The following is a 19,962-nucleotide window of genomic DNA, read 5'->3' as shown; positions in this document are numbered from 1 at the left end:
AAAAATCACTAATATTGCTTTTGCTTTTGTGAATAAACATCTGCCATGACGGTTTTTCCAAAGCATTAATATGTCGGACCAAGTTGGCCTTCATTTTTAATAACCAGAACCTGAGTTCATGAAGTCTATTATTTGTGTATTCTTTTTAGGGATACTTACATTATCCTGTAAAAAGGAAGATACAGCGGGATTAAAAGAATATTCTTTTAATATGCCTGCATTTGCTAAAGCGACTGAAAAAATCCTTGTCAAAGACACTGAAGCGGCTATTACTGTTGAACTAATATCCGTTCTTGATTCAAGATGCCCGGCTGCAACCAACTGCGATGATCCGGGTAACTGTATTGTCAAAATAAAAATATCAAATATAAATCACTCCTGGAGCGAATCAATTCTTAGCATCGGAGATACAGAAAGCAATAACAAGGACGAGGTATTTGTTGTTATGGGAAAAATGATCTACCAGATCCGCCTGATCAATGTGAACCCAAAGCCTGGTGAAAATGCCGGCACAGAAAAAGTTGCCGAATTTATTGTAAGCAGGGAAGATTTTTAGTTTGGTTTGTAAGTTATAAGTTGAACTACCCGTTGCAGATTACTTAATATCATTATTTAAAGGTTATTGTTTTCACTGGTGAGATCCGTGTTACCAGCATAGAAGGAATAAACAATACCATAAGGCAAACCGATAGTGTTCCTATGTTTAAAAAAATAATTTCAGATACGCTAAGCTCTACAGGAACAAAGGACATATAATACGACGCCTGATCGAGCTGAAAGAACTGCGTATGTACCTGTAACAAACCAAGGCCGATTCCAACTAGATTGCCTAATAATAAGCCAAGGCCAATAAGGTAGGCGGCATTATTTAAGAATATCTTTTGAATATCCCAATTACTGCTGCCAAGAGCCTTTAGAATACCAATCATATTGGTACGTTCAAGTATAATTATCAGCAAGGCAGAGATCATATTGATAACAGCTACTGCCATCATCAGCACCAGGATCACCTCAGTGTTTACATCCAGCAGGGAAAGCCATTGAAAAATGGCAGGATGCCACTCTTTAACAGAGTAAGTTCTAATAGCTACAGCCATATTGTTATTCACCTCTGCGGTGACGGCCTCAAGCTTGTTAAAATCCTTAACCCGAAGTTCATAACCACCAACCTGGTCAGGCTGCCACTTATTTAGCCTTCTTATCACGGAAATATCGCCAATAATAAAGGTCTTATCTACTTCTTCTACACCTAGGTTATAAATCCCCACAATCTCAAATTTTCTTTTTAGCAAGGATTGCTGAATAAAGTACATGAGAAAATCGTCGCCCACCTTCAGTTTTAAGCGGTCGGCTAAAAACCTTGAAATGAGTATTTGTTTTGTTGCCTTAACCGAATCAGAAAAATCAATAACCTTTCCCGCGACCAGTATGTTCTGGAAATAAGCCCAATCGTAATTTTTGTCAACACCCTTCATTACCACGCCTTCTACTTCATCGTTGGTGTTAATGATGCCGGTTTTTGTTGCGTATGGTTGTGCGTGACTTATTCCAGGTAAAGAGCTCAGTAGTTCCAAGGTATCTTTGCTAATTCTGAAGGGGGAATTATCATATGAGGAATTTAAGTCATATTTCATCAATATAACATCTCCGGAGAAGCCTCTTACCTTTTCTCTGATCTCGGTTTTAAAGCCTCTAACAACAGCTAATGCGAGAATCATTACTGCCAGACTCAACATTATTCCTATTATTGCAATACGAACACTCAATTTCGAAAATGTTCGTTTGGAATTAAAAGTAATTCTCTTGGCTATAAAAGCTGGCAGATTCAAGTGCGTCTAAATTTGTGTTAACAAATATGCAAAAAATTCCGCCGGTTGATCAAAACGTAATTAAGCACATTCTATGAATAAGTATTTAATAACCCTATTGTTTCCTCTGCTTAGTGGTTTTAGCTGCAGCTCTTGCAACAAATCAATAACAATGCCTGCCAAAACTGTAACGACAGCCGAAATAGCTCCAAAGGCGGGATTTAAAACCGGTGCCGACCAAACCGAACAATACCTCGGTTACCTGAAGGACAAAAAAGTGGGAATGGTTGTCAACCAAACCTCTATAATTGGCAATAAGTTAAGCGTAGACAGTTTAAAGAAATTAGGTGTTAATATCACAAAAGTATTTGGTCCGGAACATGGTTTCAGAGGTCAGGCAAGTGCTGGAGCCAAAGTTCACAGCAACATCGACCCGAAAACAGGCATAAGAGTAGTTTCTTTATATGGCTCTAACTACAAACCGTCAAAAGAAGATTTACAAAACGTCGATCTGGTAGTATTTGACATTCAAGATGTTGGAGCGCGGTTTTACACTTACATCTCAACTTTACATTATGTTATGGAAGCTTGTGCTGAAAGTGGTATTGAAATGCTGATCCTCGACCGTCCTAATCCAAACCCTTACGTTGACGGACCGGTACTTGAGGCAAAACATAAATCTTTTATAGGCATGCACCCTATTCCCATTGTTCATGGAATGACAATAGCCGAGTATGCGCAAATGATCAATGGAGAGGGATGGTTAAAAAACAAGGTCAGATGTAAAACTAAAATCGTCAAGATGCTTGATTACAAACATTCAATGCCTTATACTTTACCGGTCAAACCTTCACCGAACCTAAACACACAGCAATCAATATTGCTCTACCCCTCTCTATGCCTGTTTGAGGGAACGATCATCAGTCAGGGACGGGGAACCTATTTTCCATTTCAGGTTCTTGGTGCCCCCAGGTTAGCCGGCAAGTATACATTTAACTTTACACCAGTGAGTATCAAAGGCATGAGCGAAAGCCCCCTGCATCAGGATCAAAAATGCTATGGCCTGGACCTAAGAACATACGATACCGCTAAATTGAAAAAACAAATAAACCTGGGATGGTTAATAGAACTCTATAGGACATATCCCGACAAGGAAAGATTCTTTGATCAAAAGCAAAGCAAACAGATCAACAACTTTGACCGCTTAGCGGGGAATGAATCGCTAAGGCAGCAAATCATCGCAGGTAAAACAGAAGACGAAATCAGAAAGAGCTGGAAACCTGCCTTGTCTGATTTTAAATTTATGAGAAAGAAATATTTACTTTATTAATCTTTTATCTTTTTAATCTAAACGATAACAATGCGTATAATCTTCATGGGAACACCTGACTTCGCCGTAGCATCGCTTGATGCTTTAGTGCAGGCAGGTTTTGAGATAGTGGCTGTGGTAACGGCTCCGGACAAACCTGCAGGCAGGGGTCAGAAGCTCAGTGAATCAGCGGTAAAAAAATATGCGACCGATCATGATTTACCAGTACTTCAGCCTGTTAGATTAAAAGATCAGACTTTTCTCGATCAACTGAGGTCCTATAAGGCAGATTTGCAGGTTGTAGTCGCATTCAGAATGCTTCCAGTAGCTGTTTGGGATATGCCAGCCAAAGGAACGATCAATCTCCATGCTTCGCTGCTGCCGGCTTATCGCGGCGCCGCCCCTATCAACTGGGCTGTAATAAACGGGGAAAAACAAACTGGTGTAAGCACCTTCTTTTTACAGCATGAGATTGATACCGGCAACCTGATCTTTTCCGAAAGTATACCTATCGGCGATAACGATACGGCGGGGGAAGTTCACGATAAATTGATGGTCACCGGTGCGAAACTTCTTGTTAAAACTGTTAGAGCGATTGAGGAGGGAAACTACACCGAAACTCCCCAGGACGAAATTTCGGGCAGTACAATAACCCATGCACCTAAAATATTTAAAGAGGATTGCCTGATCAATTGGTCCTGTCCCGTTCATCAAGTATATAATCATATCAGGGGATTGAGTCCGTACCCTGCAGCTTATACCATCTTCAAAGACAAGACTTTTAAAATCTTTTCAGCCGACCTATCCGCTGAAAAGCCGGAAAAGCAGCCCTCGGAATTCCTAAGTGATGGAAAAACGTTTTTAAAGTTCGCCTGCCAGGATGGATGGATATCAGTAAAAGATGTGCAGCTTGAAGGCAAAAAGAGAATGAGTGTAGAAGAGTTTTTAAGGGGTTTCCGTATTTCAGAGTAAAATTTAGAGATTACCTGGTCGCAATCTCTAAATTTTTAACGCTTAGTAAACCCTGCAGGCGCACGCGTGCCGCATGTACTAAGAACGCATTCTGAAACCTTAGTAAAAAGACGGGTATTTTGATGGATTAGTTTCATTCATCATTTCATACACAGTTTCTATAACATCATCCGGAGACGGCTTGGTAAAATAGTCCCCATCCGTACCGTATGGAGGGCGGTGTTCTTTCGCTGTTATGGTGCGCGGAGCGCTATCAAGGAGATAATACCCTTTTTGCCTTTCAATAATTTGTTGTAAGATATAGGCTGTAGCGCCGCCTGGCACGTCCTCGTCGACCACAAGCAGCTTATTCGTTTTCTTTAAAGACTTAAGGCATACCTGGTTCAGATCAAAAGGATGGAGCGTTTGCGGATCAACTATTTCAACCGAAATGCCCAGATCCTCAAGCTCCTGGGCCGCCTCTTCCACCACCCGCAAAGTAGAGCCATAAGAAACTATGGTAATATCTGTACCTTCTTTTATTACTTCAGCCATCCCTAGAGGTACGGTGAATTCGCCAACATTTGATGGAACTCGCTCTTTCAAACGGTAGCCATTTAAGCACTCTATCACGATAGCCGGTTCATCAGCACGTAAAAGTGTATTGTAGAGCCCGGCCGCTTGTGTCATATTCCGGGGTACACAAATATGGACTCCGCGCATTGCGCCTAAAATTGTAGCCATGGGAGACCCAGAATGCCATATCCCTTCAAGCCGGTGTCCCCTGGTTCTGATAATTACCGGGGATTTCTGCCCCCCCTTGGTTCGATAACTAAGGCTTGCTAAGTCATCACTTATAACATTGATGCAATACAACAGATAGTCAACATATTGAATTTCAGCTATAGGTTTCAAGCCTCTGAGAGACAAGCCAATTCCCTGGCCCATAATGGTACTTTCCCGAATGCCCGTATCAGCTACACGAAGCTGTCCGTATTTGGATTGGAGGCCTGCAAATCCCTGATTAACATCACCGATGCTGCCTACATCTTCACCAAAAGCGATTATCCTGGGGTCCCGGGCTATGTTTTCGTCGAAACATGCATTTAGTATCTCACGTCCGTCAATCCACTTTGCGTCATCCTGATAAACAGCAGGCACAACAGGTACAGCCGAAGGAGAATCAATTCCATCTGTAAACAATTTTGAATTATATCGCTCGCTGTTTAATTCAAACTCTCTTTTGTACCAGGTTAACAGGTTTGACTTTGCTTCCGACGGTTTCGTAATGCGAATCGCCTTGCGAATAGCAACAAACAGGTCGCGTCTTGAAAGCTCGGAGGAAGATAAAAGGGATGAAGCCATTTTATCCAATTCCTCAATTCCAAAATCCTTTAACAGTTGAGCCACTTCCCGGGTTTCGGACTTTAGTTTGTCTTGCACTGTAGTCCAGGCCACCTTCTGACACTCGCGCACATACGATTTTGCGCTTGCTTCGATTTCTACAAGCTCATCCTCGGTGCAAATGGCTGAATCCAGGATCCATTTGCGCATTTGTACTAAACAGTCGTATTCTGCTTCCCAGTCTAAGCGCTCTTTGTTTTTATACCTCTCATGCGAACCAGAGGTTGAATGTCCCTGGGGCTGAGTCATTTCACAGACATGGATCAATGCGGGGATATGTTTCTCCCTGCAGATCTGTATGGCTTTTTCATATATTTCGCACAAGCCGGGGTAATCCCAACCTTTCACCTTGAAAATTTCAAAGCCCTCTCCTTTTTCATCTCTTTGAAAGCCTTTTAGTATTTCCGAGATATCCATTTTGGTAGTTTGGAGCTCCGAAGGTACGGAGATTGCATAACCGTCATCCCAAACCGATATTGCCATTGGAATCTGCAGCACTCCAGCGGCATTCATTGCTTCAAAGAAAACCCCTTCTGAAGTTGAACCATTTCCAATGGTGCCAAAGGCGACTTCGTTTCCTTTCACCGAAAAATCGCTAAGGTATTCAAGATCTGGGTTCTGCCGGTAGAGTTTAGAAGCCCATGCCAGACCGACCAATCGGGCCATCTGTCCGCCGGTGGTTGAAATATCCGCTGAGGTATTTTTCTGATCAGTATGACTTTTCCAGGAACCGTCTTGGTTTAGGATACGCGTTGCAAAATGAGCATTCATTTGTCTTCCGCCCGAAAAAGGATCAAATTCGATATCAGTATTCCCATATAACTGAGAGAAAAACTCCGTTATGGTCGCCATCCCGGCGGCAAACATAAACGTTTGGTCACGATAATATCCCGCCCGCCAGTCGCCTTTCTTAAAGGCTTTTGCCATAGCCACCTGGGCAACTTCCTTACCGTCGCCAAAAATGCCGAACTTGGCTTTGCCTGTAAGTACTTCTTTCCGGCCTATTAAACTGACCTGCCTGCTCTCAAAACATATCCGGTAATCTTTCAGGACAATATTTTTAAAGTCGTTAAAGCTTAGCTCGGAAACATCAAATTGGTTAGTAACATTCATTTCTTCTGGCATATCCTCAAAGTCAAACCTTCCAAAAATATGTAAAATATTAGGTGTTATGAAACCTTAAGATTTTTGTTACGTACAACTGGTATGTTTTTTGAACATAAAATCTTACTTTTACCTTTGTAGACAAACTTCGAGATTTAGAAATGAAAAAGCTATTAACAATATGTGCAGTTATTTTAGGTTTCGCCTTCTTCACTGCCATGCGGGCGGATGTTGCCGGTGAATTCAAATTCGAAAAAGAAACTAACGACTTTGGGAAGATTCCTCAGGGCAAGCCTGTGAGTTTTGATTTCAAGTTTACGAATATTGGCGACCAGCCTTTAATTATAACAAATGTTGAGTCAACCTGCGGATGCACTGTTCCTAAGTACACCACTACTCCAATCAAAAAAGGTGAGGTAGGAGTTATTTCGGTTACATACAATGCAGCGGCCGTCGGCTCATTTACAAAACCGCTGACTATTAAGTCAAACGCCAAAACACCGGTAAAATATCTTTACATTAAAGGTGAAGTTGTAAGCGGCACATCGAAATAAAAAATAAACAGCTTAAAAGATTTAAAACCTCTCTGTAAGCAGAGAGGTTTTTTTATTTTTGCGCACTATGCCACAAATTTCAAATAAGGGGAAGCTGATGCCGGCCTCTCCTATAAGAAAGCTCACTCCTTTTGCTGAAGGAGCAAAACAACAGGGAAAGAAGGTGTATCATTTAAATATCGGGCAACCAGATATTGAAACGCCAGAAGTGATGCTTAATGCAATAAAGAATATTGATTTCAAGGTTTGGGCCTATACCCAGTCTGAGGGAACATTATCATACCGTAAAAAACTGGTCGAATATTATAATCGTGCAAATTATAATGTAACAGTCGACGACATCTTGGTAACTACAGGTGCATCAGAGGCTATCACAATAGCTATGCAAACCTGTTTGGACTCTGACGACGAGGTGATCATTCCGGAACCTTTCTATGCTAATTACAATGCTTTTGCATGGATGAGCAGTGTGAAAATTAAACCGGTTCTCTCTCATATCGAAAATGGCTTTGCATTGCCGCCTATCAGCGAATTTGAGAAACTGATCACAACGAAGACCAGGGCGATCTTCATTTGCAATCCGAATAACCCGACCGGCTATTTATACTCGTATGAGGAAATGGTTGAATTAAAAAACCTTTGCCTTAAATACGATCTGTATTTATTTGCGGATGAAGCCTACAGGGAGTTTTGTTACGATGGCAGTAAGTTTTACTCGCCCATGCATCTCGACGGTTTAGACGAACACGTTATTGTATTCGATAGCGTATCAAAAAGATATAGTGCCTGCGGAGCCCGCTTAGGTTGCTTTATAACCAAAAACAGGAAGGTAATTGAAACCGCCTTAAAGTTTGCACAAGCCAGGTTAAGTCCGGGAATGGTGGCTCAACTAGCCGGGGAAGCTGCAGTTGACACACCTCAATCTTACTTTGACAATGTTAACAAAGAATACACCGAAAGAAGGAACATGCTGGTTTCATCACTAAATAAGATGGAAGGTGTATATTGTCCAAATCCTGGTGGCGCATTTTATGTGGTTGCAAAGTTCCCGGTCGATGATTGCGAAGCTTTCTGCCAGTGGATGCTGGAGGAGTTTGACTATGACAATCAGACAGTAATGATGGCACCTGCGGCCGGATTCTACAGTTCTGAGGACGCTGGCAGAGATGAGATCAGGTTGGCATATGTTTTGAATAAAGAAGATTTAGCTAACGCGATGATCTGTCTCGAAAAAGCTTTAAAGGAGTATCCGGGCAGAAAAACGGTTGGCAGTTTGCAAATTGGTGTAGAAAGCTAATTATTTAGCTTAAATTTGTAAGCGCAATACAACACTTGGGCCCGACCGGAATTGACAGGATGGATGATAAGTGTGTAAGCATGCAGCGCATTGAGAATACAGCGCTATAATCAGGGTTCTCAAACAACAACAGGCGAAAATAACTACGCTCTTGCTGCTTAATCTTAACGGAGTTAAGATTTGCCTTTGTTACACTTTAGAAGTGTAAGCGAGATGTTTCCCGGGAGCCAGGTCTGGCGGCACCCGATCCGGAAGCACGGAAAAGCCGGAATAAGGATAAAGGAGCTTTGACTTTATCTCGAAAACCAAAGAAGCTAAGGATTGAGCAGGATGTTTGCGGCCAACTCAATCTCTAAAACCAAACGCAAAATAAGCATGTAGAAAGCGCATCTGGTCCCATGTTTGGACGAGAGTTCGAATCTCTCCGGGTCCACATTTTAAAAGCCGCCATTAAGGTGGCTTTTTTTATATCATACTTTTCTTTTTTTAATCCCTGTCTTTCGATAGCTTCGTAATTTTCAACGGATTTGACGTAAGTTCAGCCATTTCCCTGCGGCGTTTAACAACATTAATCGCAGTGAATAAAGCTTCCCGGAAAGAATTCTCAGATGCCAGATTTTTTCCGGCAATATCGTAACCTGTTCCATGATCCGGCGAAGTGCGCACCACGGGTAAACCGGCCGTGAAATTCACCCCATTATGAAAGGCAATATATTTAAATGGAATCAGGCCCTGATCATGATACATCGCTAGCACAGCATCAAATTTGAGGTGAGAGCCATTAGCGAAAAATCCGTCAGCCGGGTAAGGGCCAAAGGCAAATATTCCTTTTTCTTTGGCCTCCTCAATTGCAGGAACGATAATTTCATTCTCTTCCTTCCCTATTAGACCATTGTCTCCCGCATGCGGATTAAGCCCCAAAACAGCGATCCGCGGTTTTTGAATCCAAAAATCACTTTTCAGACTACTCTTCATCAACTCGAGCTTCGATACTATGCTTTCCTTAGTAATGCTCATCGCGATCTCTCCTACCGGGATATGTCCCGTAACCACTCCGGTTTTAAAATCCTCACTTACGAGAAACATCAGAGAGTCTGCAGCGTTGGTCCGATGCTGAATGTATTCAGTATGACCGGGAAAACTGAAGTTATCACTTTGGATATTATGTTTATTTATTGGGGCTGTAACCAGGGCATCGATGCTACCAGCCAGCAGATCGGTAACCGATTTTTCGAGTGAGATAAAAGCATATTTACCACCCGCTTCAGTTACCACGCCAGGCTCAATTTTAACATCCTCCTCCCAGCAATTGATCATATTCGCCCGTTTAGCGTTTGCCTGGTTCGGATGGCTGATGACATTGAAACTGAAGTCATTTATAGATAATGCTTTGCGATAAAATGAAGCAACTTTTGTATTTCCATAAACAACAGGAGTACAATAATCCAAAATCTTATGATCAGACAAGGTTTTAATGATCACTTCCAATCCGATGCCGTTTATATCCCCTACAGAAATTCCTACTTTTATTTTATCGCTCATATTATCTAAAGATGCCCTTACCAAATTTCATATATTTATACAAACTTATATAAAAGTTCATATGCATTATGGATTTATGTTAAAAATATAAAATGTTATATAAAACTTAGCCTGCAAATTTTACATTCTTCATATATGAGATATGGATAAAGAACCTTCGAAATAAATGCACCGGGCGGTACCAACCTTTAAGCCCATCTTTTTTACGTAATTTTGCCCGAAAATAAGCGTTGATGAGTTCTGTTAGAGCAAAGAAGCACCTGGGTCAGCATTTCCTGACCGATAAAAATATCGCTGCAAAGATCGTAAATAGCCTTCGGCCCGAGGGTAAATACACTGAAGTACTGGAAGTAGGGCCAGGCATGGGCGTCTTATCAGACTTTTTATTGCAAAAGACAGAGTACCAAACTTCCCTGATAGACCTCGACGTGGAATCGTATCAGTTTCTTCAAAAGCAATATCCACAGCTGGGCAAGCGGCTGATAAACGGCGATTTTTTAAAGCTGGACTTTAAAGATGCCATTTCCGGGCAGTTTGCCATTATCGGAAACTTCCCATACAATATATCATCTCAAATACTATTTAAAATTTTGGACAATAGGGAGCTCATTCCCGAGATGGTTGGCATGTTCCAGAAAGAAGTGGCTGAACGATGCACTGCTGAAGCGGGCAATAAAGAATATGGCATTCTAAGCGTTCTTGTGCAGGCCTACTACAATGTAGAATACCTTTTTACAGTTAAAGCCGGAGTATTTAATCCCCCGCCGAAAGTGCTGTCAGCTGTAATACGGTTAACGCGAAAAGAACAACTACAACTTGATTGTGATGAAAAATTATTTTGGCGGGTAGTAAAGGCAGGCTTCAATCAAAGGAGAAAAACCCTTCGCAATGCCTTGTCAGCAGTAATACCAAAAGAAAAAATGACGGAAGACCCTGTACTTGATCTAAGGGCCGAGCGGTTGAGTGTTGAAGACTTTGTAAACCTGACTAAATGGGTATCCCGGCGGCTTTGAAATGCGAAGATTACATTTGAATGTAATTGCTTTATTTAATTTTGGCAAAAGATTTACCGTTTGATGCAGAACAAAAAGATTCTTATAGTAGATAGATTACATCATGTTTTTAAAGAAGAAGCGTTTAAACTTGGTTATCAAGTTGATGATCTCCCTGATCTTACAAGGGAACAGACGCTCGAAGTTTTACCTGAATACCATGGCATCGCTGTACGGACAAAATTCAAGATCGACCGGGAATTACTTGACAGGGGATTAAACCTAAAGTTTGTTGCGAGAGCTGGTGCAGGTCTGGATAATATTGATGTAGATTACGCTAAAAAAAAAGGCTTAGCTCTTTTAAATGCTCCTGAAGGTAACCGCGACGCGGTAGCAGAACATGCGATAGGAATGTTGTTATCGCTGCTAAATAATTTACGAAGGAGTGATATCGAAGTAAGGAATGGCTTATGGAATCGCGAAGGAAACCGCGGCCTTGAACTGAAGGGTCGTACAGTGGGTATAGTTGGTTATGGATTTATGGGCCAATGTTTTGCCAAAAAACTGAAAAGCTTCGACGTGAATGTTATTGCGTACGACAAATATAAAACGGGATTTACTGACGAGTTCGCTTCTGAGGTTAGCATGGAGCAGATCGTTCGGCAATCGGATATACTTAGTTTACACATCCCACTAACCCGTGAAACACGGCAATTAGTTGACGATGAATATCTGTTTCATTTCAGAAAACCTATCTTCTTTCTTAATACAGCGCGGGGTGAAATAGTGAATACAATGTCCATTCTAAAAGCTATTAGAGAAGGTAAAATACTTGGGGCCGGCCTGGATGTACTGGAAATTGAAAAGTTTCCGGCCCTGAGTCAGCAAGATTGGTTCTCAGATCTTATTAAAGAAGGCCGCGTACTGCTCAGTCCTCATGTAGCAGGCTGGAGTGTTGAATCTTTTCAACGTATTTCAGAAGTACTTGCAGAGAAATTAAAAGGGATCGCCGAAAAACCATAGGTCCGACGGAAAGTTAATCTTATCCGCCGGACGAACTTAGTATTCACGCTAAATTCGGCAACACATTGGGATTATAATTTAAAAATTCTTCGTAAGCTTTGCTTAGATCGTTTACAGAGTTTACTTCAATATTATCACCCCAGGGAGTCCAGGAAATAAACTTTTCTTTCTTTTCCGCATTTTTGGGCGAAATTTCTTCATAAATTCCAAAATTACCCAGGGTATAATACTTGATTTTCCTGGTACGGCGATCAAGAAGATGGGATTTCGTAAGTTGGAACCCCATATTTTTAATCCAGTTCCTGATAGATAAAGCCCTGTTCCGTGTCATGACAATTCTGTTTTTTTAGTTTTTCATTCGGTTTTTTAAATAATCAATTTTCGAACACCGGTCCAATTACACTGATTAACAACTTTTTAACACCCTCTTTCCCACAGTGTTCTCAAAAAATTAACTTTTTATTCATATTATGTGGATAACTTGTGTGGATAAACAAGAGCAAAGCCAGTGAAGAAACGGACCTATAGTCATTATTATTTCCCTTAAAAATAATAAAGTCTTACATTTGGGTGTCTGCCTAAGCCAGCCTTCATTCTGAAGTTCACAATTTCAAAACACTAATACCCCTATTTGCCTTTTATAAATGGCCTAACAAGGAAAAAACTATGAGTAAAACCATCATTATATCAAACAGACTGCCGGTAAAGATCACCAAAGACCATGAAGAGTTTATCCTTAAACAAAGTGAAGGAGGCTTGGCAACCGGGTTGGGTTCGATATACCGTCAGGGGAATAATGTTTGGATTGGCTGGCCTGGAGTAGAATGTTCGTCGGTGGAAGAAGAAAAACTAATATCAGAAAAACTGTCTGAGATCAACCTTCTTCCCGTTTTTCTGACTCAGGAAGACATCAATCTGTACTATGAAGGTTTCTCAAATGAAATACTCTGGCCCGTGTTCCATTATCATCCAACGTATGCTGTCTATGAACAATCATACTGGGATAGCTATGTAAGTGTAAATAACAAATTCAAAGATGCAGTGCTGGCAATTTCAGAACCGGGTGATATTATTTGGATCCATGATTATCAGTTACTGCTACTCCCCGGATTGATCAGAGCAGAGCAGCCTGACCTAACTATCGGTTTTTTCCAACACATCCCCTTCCCTTCTCATGAACTGTTCAGGTTAATACCATGGAGAAAAGAAATCCTGGAAAACATGCTTGGAGCAGATCTTATAGGTTTTCATACTTTTGATGATGCCCGGCACTTTCTAAGTGCCGCTACCAGGGTGCTTCCCGTACAGTCATCGGCTAACGTGTTAAGCTATAATGAAAGACAAATAGTGATTGAATCATTCCCAATGGGAATCGATAATAATAAGTTCGAACAACTTACATACGAACAACTGGTACAGGACAATATTGAGAAGCTGAAAAAAAGCTTTCAATACTCAAAAGTGATATTGTCTATTGATCGCCTTGATTATAGCAAAGGCATCCTGAACCGTTTGCAGACTTACCAGATGCTACTGCAAAAGAATCCTGAATACATCGGCAAGGTGGTTCTATACATGATCATAGTTCCATCCAGGGATACGGTAAAACAGTATAAAGAACTGAGGGATGAAATTGATAAAGTGGTCGGCAACATAAATGCACAATACCGGACGCTTAACTGGCTGCCAGTGCATTACTATTACAGGTCATTTGAAATCGAGATGCTCGCTGCCCTGTATAACCTTGCAGACATCTGCCTGGTAACACCTATGCGCGATGGCATGAACCTGGTGAGCAAAGAATATATTGCCTGCCGGACAAACAATACCGGGGTGCTTATCCTCAGTGAGATGGCGGGTGCCGCCAAAGAGCTTATCGACTCGATCATTGTGAATCCGAATAATATAGGAGAAATGTACAGGGCCATTATAGAAGGCCTGGACATGCCCGAGCCGGAACAACAGCGACGAATGACCCAAATGCGAGATATTGTTTCAAAATTCAATATCAGACACTGGGTAAAAATTTATATGGACAGGCTACAAGAGGTGAAACTCATGCAGGCTTCGCTCCAGGCGAAACATATCGGCTCCCAAAGGCGTCACATTATAGAAAAAGAATACTCAGCTGCTTCTAACAGGATTTTATTCCTCGACTATGATGGCACCCTGGTTGGATTTGATACAAATATCAACAAAGCATCTCCGGATACTGAACTAATGAGCATCCTTCATCAGCTAAGCTCTGATCCATCCAACACGGTAGTGATCATTAGTGGAAGAAAACACGAGAATCTGGAAGAGTGGTTTGGACACCTACCTATCGACATCATTGCAGAGCATGGTGCATGGCAAAAGAAACATAGAACCGAATGGGTGGAGCAACCCGGACTATCAAATCACTGGAAACAGGATATTTTCCCTATACTGGAAACTTTCACAGACAGAACACCCGGTTCCTTCATTGAAGAGAAAACCTATTCCCTTGTCTGGCATTACAGAAAAGCAGAAAAAGATCTTGGAGAACTGAGAGCTAATGACCTCATGGCAAATTTACGATACATCACAGCAGACAAAGGCCTCCATATGCTCCCTGGAAATAAAGTTGTAGAAGTAAAGAACATGGAAGTTAACAAGGGAAAAGTGGCACTTACCTGGCTTAGTAATGACTCGTATGATTTTGTGATGGCCTTGGGTGACGATCATACAGATGAAGATATGTTCAAAGCATTTTCTCATGACTCGGTTACTATAAAAGTGGGCAGCAACATTTCTGCAGCCAGGTTTTACCTCAATGACTACAAAGAGGTAAGGCAGCTCCTACGTACACTGGCGGAGAAAAATGATGTGGAATCGACTGAAAATCAAAATTCTAAGTAAGGAGATAACCTGTTAATAAGGTCTTCGTTTAATAAAACGACGTTCTTCAGGTCGGCCGCAGACTTGTATAAGCCATGCTGTGTCCTGTATTGAATAATTGCATTGATCTGCTTGTATTTAAGGAATGGATATCTTTTCAGATCGTCAAAATCTGCGGCATTGATGTTCAGCTTCCTAATGGCCTGACCGTTGACCGTGACCTGGTTTTTCAGTCCTGCAAATCTCGAGGAATCAAGACCGTATACCTCCATTAATTGCTCTTTTCTGTAAAAGCCACCAACCCGGTCCCTATACTTCACTATACGACTGGCAAAAGCAGGACCGATTCCCTTCAGAGATTCAAGCTGGGCTGAGTCGGCACTATTCAGCTCTATCATGATCATCTCTTTTTTTCCTGTGAAGCCGGTTCTCTTTTTCTCCCAGGCACCAGCATAGCTTTTTGGAGGAATGTTTATATATGGCTTCAGACGCAAATAATCGTTAAGGCTTATAGAATATATTTTCTTTAGATCCTCTTTCTCGTAAAATCTTCCGCCTTTGGATCTGTAGTTATTAATAACCCTGATTTGCTTGTCGCTTAGCCCCAGTTTTTTCCATGACTGTTCAGGCAGATTATTTGGATCAAATTTGAAATATACAGGCTTAGATACTGTTTCGTTCTTTTTCTTAGAATACCCAGGATAAGACCTGTGAGAATTTTCACGCGCAGATTCTTTGAAAGCATTTACCTCTTTTTCAAACTCGTCATACCTATAAACCTGTGGAGGATTGAAATAAGCATATATGTAGGGAGCGAGGGCAATAAGTAAGAGCAGAAAACAGAAAATTATCAATCCGTTAAGCTCTTTCTTGGTAAAACTTAGGAATTCTTTTAACGACTCTTTCATAACAAATTGTGATGAAAGTAAGACATTGTTCTGGCACTGCCTATGACCAAGGTCATCTTGAGAGTCTTTGATCCAGCGCAAAAAAAGGAAGAGGGCTGCTTACGCAAAACCCTCTTCACAACACTAAACCAAAATTAGTTTTTTTATATAGAGAACTTCAGATGATTAAGCCGTTCTTAACGTTAGTTCAGCAGGTGATTGGTCGAGCGACACCTTTTTTGCTGAACTGGATTTTTTTTCGATCAAAGCGAACATCGCCCAAGCTATGGCAACTGAACAGATCATACCGAACAGAATGGCTATTTTAGCGCTATCCTTAGCAGCTTCACTGGTAAAAGCGAGATTCGTTGTAAAGATGGACATGGTGAAACCTATTCCGGCAAGCGTTCCCATACTAAACACCTGGTTCCAGCTAATATTTTTTGGTAATGAAGCGACTTTCAGAAGAACCAGGATACGGCTGAAAAGATAAATTCCTATTGGCTTACCTGCTACCAAACCCAGTATTACTCCTAGACTCAAGGTACTACCTAAAGATCCTAAAATATCAGAGGGAAGCAGTATTGCGGTATTTGCAAGAGCAAACAGCGGCAGTACCAAAAAATTAACCGGTTTGTGAATTTCCTTTTCGATAGCTGGAAGTGTTTTAACGGGCATGGCAAACGCAATTAATACACCCGCAATACTTGCTTCAATTCCCGCTTTAAACACAGTAAACCACAATATTAAAGATAGGATGACCTGAAGCGGTGCAAAGTTAACCTTGCGGGACGATGCTACTAAAAGCATCATGTAAACTACCACACTTAAGCTTAAAAACAACCAGCTTACATTGCCGCCATAAAACAGGGCGACAATCATTATAGCACCCAGATCATCAATAATAGCAAGGGCCATAAGAAATATTTTCAGGCCAGTTGGAACTCGCTTACCAAAAAGAGAAGCAATTCCAAGCGAAAAAGCAATATCTGTAGCTGTTGGAATACCCCAACCACTTTGGTAAGCAGAATTTAAGTTAAAAAGCACAAAAATAAGTGCAGGAATCACCATTCCCCCCAAGGCTGCACCTACAGGCAGGATTGCCTTTTTAAAGGAAGAAAGTTCACCACTTACCAACTCCCGCTTAATCTCCATTCCAGCCAAAAGGAAAAAGAAAGACATCAGGAAGCTATTGATCCATTCAAAGAAATTAGCAGGCAATGATAACTCATGCAGAGAATGACTCTCGAAATGCCAGAAATGCCTGTAGGTTACCCCACTCGAAGAGTTTGCCAAAAGTATAGAGATACAGGTGGACAATATTAGCAGAACACCAACGGTCCTGGTATCCTCGATTAAAGCTTTTAATGGATTAAAGGTTCTTCTAATAATCTTTTTCATTTCCTCTAAATCAAATCAGGTCTCTGGATATAGGTAAAGACCAAAACGAGCTGGTCTCTACCTTAAGAAGTTTTTAGAATGCGTAAACTACAGCAAGTGAAAACTGAGAAGCGGATTTAGTATCTGCTCCCATACTTGTTTTCTTCTTCATAAACACATCTTCAGAAGCATTATCTAATCTTAGTTCGGGAATAAATGTTAATCCACCGGCTTTAAGATTTGCAGAAAGAGTCAACGATGTTATTGATTCATCTGGACTTACAAAGATGGCTCCTGCCGCATCATCTTTTTTGACTTTGAAATACTCGCCTCTTAGTCCTAATGCGAAGTTGTCGCTTAAGCTATACTGAGGATATAGTGCAACGCCAGTGTAACCTCCGCCATCACTAGGCATAGTGCGATCTGCAGCATTAAGACCTAACTTAAATGCATCTGTCAACTGATATGTTGTTGTTAAATCAATTATTGTTCCTGATGGATAGCCTGTTAAAAAGTTGATGTATGCATTCCATCCTTCAACAGGAGCCAGTGAAAGCTGAGCACCAAAATCAGAAACACCATTCAGATCCTGATAAGTATTCCAGTCATTGAATAATCCAACCATAACTCCTACTTTATCCGACACAGCATAGTTAGCCTTAATACCAGCATTCTGGAAAGGACCGGCACCAAACAGATAAGATGTAGAATAATTGAAGTTAGCGACAGGAGAAATCACTTCGTATCCTACAAAAGTTCCCATATAACCGGCAGTCATACTGAACTTGTCAGTGAATGCATAGTTCACATACAAGTTTTGGATATGGAATGTATTTGAAGGATCAGTGTCATCACCGGTAGGAATAGACTGATATTGTCCACGCGGGCCAAACGACAACTCACCAACAAATGAAGCCTTCCCTGTTGACTTTTTAAGAGCGACATCGATCATTCCTAATGATATAGAATTCTGATCACTGTTAAAGTATGTAGGAATATTACCCACTCCCGAAAAATCATACTTATAATAAGTGTCAACAGATCCGGATATTTCTAAAGGTGAAGAAGTAGATGTAGTGTCTTGAGCATGGGCATAAGACGTCCCAGCAATTGCAACAATGGCTAATAATTTTTTAATCATGTGATTTTGTTTGTTAAATAAGGTTGTTGTTGATTTTATTTCAGTTAATAGTGTTGTTTGATTAATAGTGATCTAGGCAAACACTTCTTTTTCAGATTCAGTAGCTGAAGCCTCAAGGGACAATACTGCAGGAATAGAATAAGCATCGATACCGTGTTCGTAGATATCCAGACCTTCCACTTCTTCCTTTTCAGAAACTCTCAAACCGATGGTGTATTTCAATATGGCAAATATTGCGAAGGCAGAAACAAAAGCAGCAACGCCGTAGATAGCTACACCCTGAAGCTGGGCAATGAACGACTTACCTTCTCCAAAAATCCCTACAGCAAGTGTACCCCATATACCACAGAATAAGTGAACAGGCACGGCACCTACAACGTCATCTAATTTTAAAGCGTCAAGCAACTTAACACCCAATACAACTAGCACACCTGCAACCAGTCCGATGATAATCGATTCCATAGGAGTAATTACGTCAGCACCTGCTGTGATACCAACCAAACCAGCAAGAATTCCATTTAATGTCATGCCGAAATCGTAAGTTTTGTTGACGAAATACGCCGCAAGAGCTGCAGCTACTGCGCCGCCGCAAGCACCTAAGGTTGTAGTAACCAGTACTAATGAAGTCATGCCGGGATCCGCTGAAAGCACAGAGCCTCCGTTAAATCCAAACCAGCCCAACCAAAGAAGAAAAGTACCAGCAGTTGCCAACGGAAGATTAGATGCTGCAAAGGTTTTCACTTTGCCGTTTGCATATTTTCCTTTACGTGCTCCTAATAGCATAATACCTGCTAGAGCTCCCCAGCCGCCCACAGAGTGAACCAGGGTTGAACCTGCAAAATCATGGAAACCCATATCATTTAATGCTCCGTACCCCCATTTCCAGCTACCTAGAATCGGGTAGATCAACCCGGCAAATACCACTGTAAAGGCGATATATGCACCGAATTTAATACGTTCGGCTACTGCTCCTGATACAATAGTTGCACAAGTTGCGGCAAACATTGCCTGGAATAAGAAATCGGTCCAGTAAGTATACCCGCCACTAGCATAATCAGCGGTAATACCGTTTTCTGGTGCTGCAATTCCGGTTCCTGAAAAACCAAACCAGCTGTAAGAACCTTCAGCAAAACCAGGATACATTAAATTAAATCCTACCAGTGCATAAATGAGGATACCGAGGACTGGAGTAATAGTATTCTTAAATAAAATATTTACCGTGTTTTTGGTTTGAGAAAATCCTGCTTCAACACTTGCGAATCCAAGGTGCATAATAAATACAAGTGCAGTAGACAACATCATCCAGATATTGTTACTTGTCAGCATGGCATTCGCAATTTCTGACGCTACTCCTGCTTCTTCTACAACAGCCAGGACATTCATCATTGGCAGATGGCTTGACATTTCAATAACTGCGTTAAAATTTTCCATAATCTTTTGGTTTTAGCTGTTAAATATTCGTTTGTTTATTATTTTTTAATCTTTCGTACGATTTGATGATAAAATTAGTAACAAAAATCAATATTTCAAGTACTTTTTTAAAAAAAGTATTAAAAAAATCATAAAATGCGGTGGATTGTCTAAAAAACAAGCAAATAAAAACCAACAAAACGAAAATACAGGCCAAAACAATCACTGAATTCGAATAATTAAGAATAAAATAGACTCAAACACAACACTGACAATCTATTATTCTGAAAAAACCGAGCAA

General features: G+C 41.0%; 16 protein-coding genes and 1 other RNA gene. 9 read left to right on the top strand and 8 right to left on the bottom strand.

The genetic code is table 11. The annotated features are described in order from the left end of the window. Nucleotides 1-118: 118 nt before the first annotated feature. Nucleotides 119-556: a hypothetical protein gene (locus J3P37_RS01870; RefSeq protein ID WP_256009291.1), complete on the top strand. Its 438-nt coding sequence runs from the start codon at nucleotides 119-121 to the stop codon at nucleotides 554-556. Between the two features lie 52 nt (nucleotides 557-608). Here the strand turns inward: J3P37_RS01870 and J3P37_RS01865 are convergent, their stop codons facing one another. Continuing rightward, complete coding sequence (locus J3P37_RS01865; protein ID WP_256009290.1) at nucleotides 609-1,829, bottom strand: ABC transporter permease; 1,221 nt, start codon at nucleotides 1,827-1,829, stop codon at nucleotides 609-611. Between the two features lie 151 nt (nucleotides 1,830-1,980). Here J3P37_RS01865 and J3P37_RS01860 point away from each other — a divergent pair, with 151 nt between their 5' ends. Continuing rightward, nucleotides 1,981-3,138: an exo-beta-N-acetylmuramidase NamZ family protein gene (locus J3P37_RS01860; RefSeq protein WP_256009289.1), complete on the top strand. Its 1,158-nt coding sequence runs from the start codon at nucleotides 1,981-1,983 to the stop codon at nucleotides 3,136-3,138. A gap of 30 nt (nucleotides 3,139-3,168) precedes the next feature. After that, nucleotides 3,169-4,089 (top strand): methionyl-tRNA formyltransferase, encoded by a 921-nt coding sequence (gene fmt, locus J3P37_RS01855; protein ID WP_256009288.1) that lies wholly within the window; start codon nucleotides 3,169-3,171, stop codon nucleotides 4,087-4,089. Between the two features lie 99 nt (nucleotides 4,090-4,188). Here the strand turns inward: fmt and J3P37_RS01850 are convergent, their stop codons facing one another. Further along, a complete protein-coding gene (locus J3P37_RS01850) occupies nucleotides 4,189-6,597 on the bottom strand; it encodes an alpha-ketoacid dehydrogenase subunit alpha/beta (protein WP_256009287.1) in 2,409 nt (802 codons plus the stop codon). Between the two features lie 140 nt (nucleotides 6,598-6,737). Here J3P37_RS01850 and J3P37_RS01845 point away from each other — a divergent pair, with 140 nt between their 5' ends. From J3P37_RS01845 to ssrA, 3 genes are all read left to right on the top strand, one after another. Further along, nucleotides 6,738-7,130 carry a DUF1573 domain-containing protein gene (locus tag J3P37_RS01845; protein WP_256009286.1) on the top strand — a complete coding sequence of 131 codons (393 nt, stop codon included), beginning with the start codon at nucleotides 6,738-6,740 and terminating at the stop codon, nucleotides 7,128-7,130. Nucleotides 7,131-7,197: 67 nt separating this feature from the next. Then, the gene (locus J3P37_RS01840) at nucleotides 7,198-8,427 is read left to right on the top strand and encodes a pyridoxal phosphate-dependent aminotransferase (RefSeq protein WP_256009285.1); all 1,230 of its coding nucleotides are present in this window, start codon (nucleotides 7,198-7,200) and stop codon (nucleotides 8,425-8,427) included. Between the two features lie 37 nt (nucleotides 8,428-8,464). Continuing rightward, nucleotides 8,465-8,863, top strand: a transfer-messenger RNA (tmRNA) gene (gene ssrA / locus J3P37_RS01835). A 50-nt stretch (nucleotides 8,864-8,913) separates the two neighbouring features. Here ssrA and pdxA read toward each other — a convergent pair. Continuing rightward, nucleotides 8,914-9,969: a 4-hydroxythreonine-4-phosphate dehydrogenase PdxA gene (gene pdxA, locus J3P37_RS01830; protein ID WP_256009284.1), complete on the bottom strand. Its 1,056-nt coding sequence runs from the start codon at nucleotides 9,967-9,969 to the stop codon at nucleotides 8,914-8,916. Between the two features lie 233 nt (nucleotides 9,970-10,202). Between pdxA and rsmA the strand changes: the two genes are divergently transcribed. Beyond that, the gene (gene rsmA / locus J3P37_RS01825; RefSeq protein WP_256009283.1) at nucleotides 10,203-10,982 is read left to right on the top strand and encodes a 16S rRNA (adenine(1518)-N(6)/adenine(1519)-N(6))-dimethyltransferase RsmA; all 780 of its coding nucleotides are present in this window, start codon (nucleotides 10,203-10,205) and stop codon (nucleotides 10,980-10,982) included. A 63-nt stretch (nucleotides 10,983-11,045) separates the two neighbouring features. Further along, a complete protein-coding gene (locus J3P37_RS01820; protein ID WP_256009282.1) occupies nucleotides 11,046-11,984 on the top strand; it encodes an NAD(P)-dependent oxidoreductase in 939 nt (312 codons plus the stop codon). 43 nt (nucleotides 11,985-12,027) lie between these two features. Here the strand turns inward: J3P37_RS01820 and J3P37_RS01815 are convergent, their stop codons facing one another. Then, entirely contained in the window at nucleotides 12,028-12,315 is a 288-nt protein-coding gene (locus tag J3P37_RS01815; RefSeq protein ID WP_256009281.1) for a hypothetical protein, read from the bottom strand. A gap of 335 nt (nucleotides 12,316-12,650) precedes the next feature. Here J3P37_RS01815 and J3P37_RS01810 point away from each other — a divergent pair, with 335 nt between their 5' ends. After that, on the top strand, nucleotides 12,651-14,864 hold the full coding sequence (locus J3P37_RS01810; protein WP_256009280.1) for a bifunctional alpha,alpha-trehalose-phosphate synthase (UDP-forming)/trehalose-phosphatase: 2,214 nt from the start codon (nucleotides 12,651-12,653) through the stop codon (nucleotides 14,862-14,864). Here the strand turns inward: J3P37_RS01810 and J3P37_RS01805 are convergent. The 4 genes from J3P37_RS01805 to J3P37_RS01790 form a co-directional block, all read right to left on the bottom strand. After that, nucleotides 14,849-15,751: a ComEA family DNA-binding protein gene (locus tag J3P37_RS01805; RefSeq protein WP_256009279.1), complete on the bottom strand. Its 903-nt coding sequence runs from the start codon at nucleotides 15,749-15,751 to the stop codon at nucleotides 14,849-14,851. The genes J3P37_RS01810 and J3P37_RS01805 overlap by 16 nt on opposite strands. 165 nt (nucleotides 15,752-15,916) lie before the next feature. Further along, a complete protein-coding gene (gene nhaA / locus J3P37_RS01800) occupies nucleotides 15,917-17,131 on the bottom strand; it encodes a Na+/H+ antiporter NhaA (protein WP_256009278.1) in 1,215 nt (404 codons plus the stop codon). Nucleotides 17,132-17,204: 73 nt separating this feature from the next. Next, complete coding sequence (locus tag J3P37_RS01795; protein WP_256009277.1) at nucleotides 17,205-18,251, bottom strand: porin; 1,047 nt, start codon at nucleotides 18,249-18,251, stop codon at nucleotides 17,205-17,207. Between the two features lie 72 nt (nucleotides 18,252-18,323). Further along, nucleotides 18,324-19,682, bottom strand: coding sequence for an ammonium transporter (locus J3P37_RS01790; RefSeq protein ID WP_256009276.1), 1,359 nt, complete (start codon nucleotides 19,680-19,682; stop codon nucleotides 18,324-18,326). Between the last annotated feature and the right edge of the window lie 280 nt (nucleotides 19,683-19,962).

This window comes from Desertivirga xinjiangensis (assembly GCF_024436435.1).
GTDB lineage: Bacteria > Bacteroidota > Bacteroidia > Sphingobacteriales > Sphingobacteriaceae > Desertivirga > Desertivirga xinjiangensis.
The sequence above is the reverse complement of the archived record's forward strand: the minus strand, read 5'-3'. Positions and strand labels throughout refer to the sequence as shown.

Bases quoted from the DNA above. Each gene is read 5' to 3' on its own strand.
- J3P37_RS01845 (WP_256009286.1), top strand. From the start codon at position 6,738: ATGAAAAAGCTATTAACAATATGTGCAGTTATTTTAGGTTTCGCCTTC.
- fmt (WP_256009288.1), top strand. From the start codon at position 3,169: ATGCGTATAATCTTCATGGGAACACCTGACTTCGCCGTAGCATCGCTT.
- J3P37_RS01860 (WP_256009289.1), top strand. From the start codon at position 1,981: ATGCCTGCCAAAACTGTAACGACAGCCGAAATAGCTCCAAAGGCGGGA.
- J3P37_RS01820 (WP_256009282.1), top strand. From the start codon at position 11,046: ATGCAGAACAAAAAGATTCTTATAGTAGATAGATTACATCATGTTTTT.
- J3P37_RS01815 (WP_256009281.1), bottom strand. From the start codon at position 12,315: ATGACACGGAACAGGGCTTTATCTATCAGGAACTGGATTAAAAATATG.
- J3P37_RS01870 (WP_256009291.1), top strand. From the start codon at position 119: ATGAAGTCTATTATTTGTGTATTCTTTTTAGGGATACTTACATTATCC.
- J3P37_RS01795 (WP_256009277.1), bottom strand. From the start codon at position 18,251: ATGATTAAAAAATTATTAGCCATTGTTGCAATTGCTGGGACGTCTTAT.
- J3P37_RS01805 (WP_256009279.1), bottom strand. From the start codon at position 15,751: ATGAAAGAGTCGTTAAAAGAATTCCTAAGTTTTACCAAGAAAGAGCTT.
- rsmA (WP_256009283.1), top strand. From the start codon at position 10,203: ATGAGTTCTGTTAGAGCAAAGAAGCACCTGGGTCAGCATTTCCTGACC.
- nhaA (WP_256009278.1), bottom strand. From the start codon at position 17,131: ATGAAAAAGATTATTAGAAGAACCTTTAATCCATTAAAAGCTTTAATC.
- J3P37_RS01810 (WP_256009280.1), top strand. From the start codon at position 12,651: ATGAGTAAAACCATCATTATATCAAACAGACTGCCGGTAAAGATCACC.
- J3P37_RS01840 (WP_256009285.1), top strand. From the start codon at position 7,198: ATGCCACAAATTTCAAATAAGGGGAAGCTGATGCCGGCCTCTCCTATA.
- pdxA (WP_256009284.1), bottom strand. From the start codon at position 9,969: ATGAGCGATAAAATAAAAGTAGGAATTTCTGTAGGGGATATAAACGGC.
- J3P37_RS01850 (WP_256009287.1), bottom strand. From the start codon at position 6,597: ATGCCAGAAGAAATGAATGTTACTAACCAATTTGATGTTTCCGAGCTA.
- J3P37_RS01790 (WP_256009276.1), bottom strand. From the start codon at position 19,682: ATGGAAAATTTTAACGCAGTTATTGAAATGTCAAGCCATCTGCCAATG.